Origin of the sequence: Streptomyces sp. 8K308 (assembly GCF_004348315.1) — a bacterium.
Classification (GTDB): Bacteria; Actinomycetota; Actinomycetes; order Streptomycetales; family Streptomycetaceae; genus Streptomyces.
In genome coordinates, this window is sequence record NZ_SMKC01000691.1 from 1 (window position 1) to 582 (window position 582).

At 68.2% G+C, this 582-nt stretch carries 1 protein-coding gene; it reads right to left on the minus strand.

The window, feature by feature from the left end:
* Positions 1-340: helix-turn-helix domain-containing protein (locus tag E1265_RS36665; protein WP_132935241.1), on the minus strand; the 340-nt coding region annotated here is incomplete at its 3' end.
* Positions 341-582 lie beyond the last annotated feature (242 nt).

The window sequence follows — 582 nt, forward strand, 5'->3', positions numbered from 1 at the left end:
CCGCACCGCCCGCCGCCGACCGCTGCACGAACCCCGCCAGCGCCCCCCACGGCTCGTCGTTTCCGGCCAGCGCCTCCCGCGCCCTGGCCGTCAACCGCTGCGTCTCCTCCTCCGCGATGTATCTGACGAGCGCCTCCTTGTTGGGAAAGCGCCGGTACACCGTGCCGACGCCCACCCGCGCCCGACGGGCCACCTCCTCCATCGGCGCCCCGTAACCCTGCTCACCGAACACGTCCCGCGCCGCGCTCAGCACATGCCGCAGATTGCGCTGCGCGTCCACCCGCAGCGGCGCCGGCTTCCCCGCGGAGCTCCCCGCCTCCGCCGCCTCAGATCCCTGCATAGGCATATCGAAATCCCCCGGTTCAAGAGACGGAGTGACCGCCCCTAGCTGTGAGTACGAACATAGTTGAGGGCACTGACACTGAGAAGGAGCAAGTGACCCCAAGAGCCTCGTAGAGCCCCCTACAGCGCTAAGACGCCCCATAAGCTGAAGAAGCCATACAAACGCAACACCTGAGGAGCGCCGGTCGGGCGTGCCCCACGCGTACCCGACCGCCCCCGCCCTGTCTCTTATACACCTCT